Source organism: Priestia sp. JV24, from assembly GCF_025910025.1.
Taxonomy (GTDB): Bacteria; Bacillota; Bacilli; order Bacillales; family Bacillaceae_H; genus Priestia; species Priestia megaterium.
In genome coordinates, this window is sequence record NZ_JAPCIN010000040.1 from 1 (window position 1) to 1,703 (window position 1,703).

Below are 1,703 nucleotides of genomic sequence, written 5' to 3' on the forward strand. Positions count from 1 at the left end.
CAGAACAATTTCGCTTAAGCGAATCAAACGATTTGAATCGTTTCGCAATGACAAAACGGAGTTATGTATAATTGCGCTCTGCTTGTTTAAATTGTTTTCGTAGTTGTCTAATTTGATAACTATAAAAAATCATTTGGCAAAGTATTTAAAGGCAAAAAAAATAAGCAGCTTAAAGCTGCTTTAAATAGGCTTAAGCCTATGGTTTTGAACTTGTTTTTTCTTATCTTGATACTATTAGAAAGAATGAGATTTATAAAATAAAGCCTCAAGCCTTGGTATAACTGGGCTGAAGCCTGTTTTTATGTGTAGACAGCGAAAAACCTACCTGTTATGATTAAATTGTCGAGATAAAATCATAAGAAAGGTAGGTTTTTTTCGTGTCTTCTAAAAAGAATAATAACATGAACTCATTGGATTTTTCAACTGGTGAAATTTTGGTGGATAAAACTGCTACAGGGAAAGAAAGACCTTGGGAGAATAAAAAAATTCGTGCAGAAATTACTGCGAAACATTTTGAGGAAGCTGGACTTTTTTCCAAAGCTAAACGCATGGATCAATGTGCTGATATGCTGGTGTTTAGGCATAACGGAGAAAAATTAAAACTCCATCAAACATGGTTTTGTAAAGTGAGGTTATGTCCAATGTGTAACTGGAGAAGAAGTATAAAAATCGCAACTCAAAATAAAAAAATCGTAGAAACGGTTAACGAACAAGAAAAGGTGAAGTGGTTATTTTTAACGCTTACGGTTCGGAATTGTAGTGCTGAGAAGCTCGAAGATACCGTACAAGCCATGTTTAAGGGTTTTAATAGGTTAACTAAGTACAAGGATGTTAAAACGGCCGTAAGGGGCTTTTTTAGGGCTTTAGAGGTTACAAGAGATCGAGATAAGAAAATTACAGAGAAACGTTTTAAAACGAATCCTGGCTATTATAAGCGACAAGGTTTAGACGTTGGGTCTGAAAATCCTAATTACGGAACGTATCACCCTCATCTTCATGTGTTGTTATGTGTTAAACCAAGTTACTTCACGAGAGATTACATAAAGCAATCTGATTGGACAGATATGTGGCAGCGTGCCATGAAAGTAGATTACAAACCGATAGTTCACATTCAAAAAGTTAAACCGAAAAAAGAAATCGATTCTAGCGAATTAGAAAAATATGAACAAGATTTTAAAAATGCTATCAAGGAGCAAAACGCTATTTTAGAAGTCTCGAAGTATCCAGTGAAAGATACGGATATTATTCACGGGAAAGAAGTTACTCCAGAAAACGTAGAGACCGTTTTAGATTTAGATAATGCACTGGCGTATAAACGACTTATTGGTTATGGTGGTTTGCTAAAAGAAGTTCACCAAGAGTTAAATTTGGATGATGGAGAAGACGGAGATCTTGTTCATGTTTCTGAAGAAGATGAACTGGCTAATGGGATTTTTGAAGTTACGGCAAGGTGGCATATAGGCATAAAAAAATACGTGATTGAAAAAGAGTAGCCAGGTGGCTACTCTTTTATTCTCCCTGAGGAACGAAAGTGATAAAGGGCGCACTTATACATTGTTCCAATGTGTGCGATTGCTTCGCAATAAAAACATAAAACATGTCCTGCAAGGTAATCGCTGAAAGCGAAGGGTTTGCCCGTTTATCACCACGTTTTTTGTGGTGTGTAAATGGGCGTTTGCTTTACTGGCGATTTTTTAACCAGG

1 protein-coding gene is annotated in these 1,703 nt (G+C 36.0%); it reads left to right on the top strand.

Features of this window, described 5'->3' with window-relative positions; genetic code table 11:
- The first annotated feature begins 401 nt into the window (after nucleotides 1-401).
- The gene (locus OK414_RS27895) at nucleotides 402-1,493 is read left to right on the top strand and encodes a protein rep (protein ID WP_233335556.1); all 1,092 of its coding nucleotides are present in this window, start codon (nucleotides 402-404) and stop codon (nucleotides 1,491-1,493) included.
- Nucleotides 1,494-1,703 lie beyond the last annotated feature (210 nt).

Excerpts from the sequence above, each read along its gene's own strand:
- OK414_RS27895 (WP_233335556.1), top strand. The coding sequence starts at position 402 with ATGAACTCATTGGATTTTTCAACTGGTGAAATTTTGGTGGATAAAACT.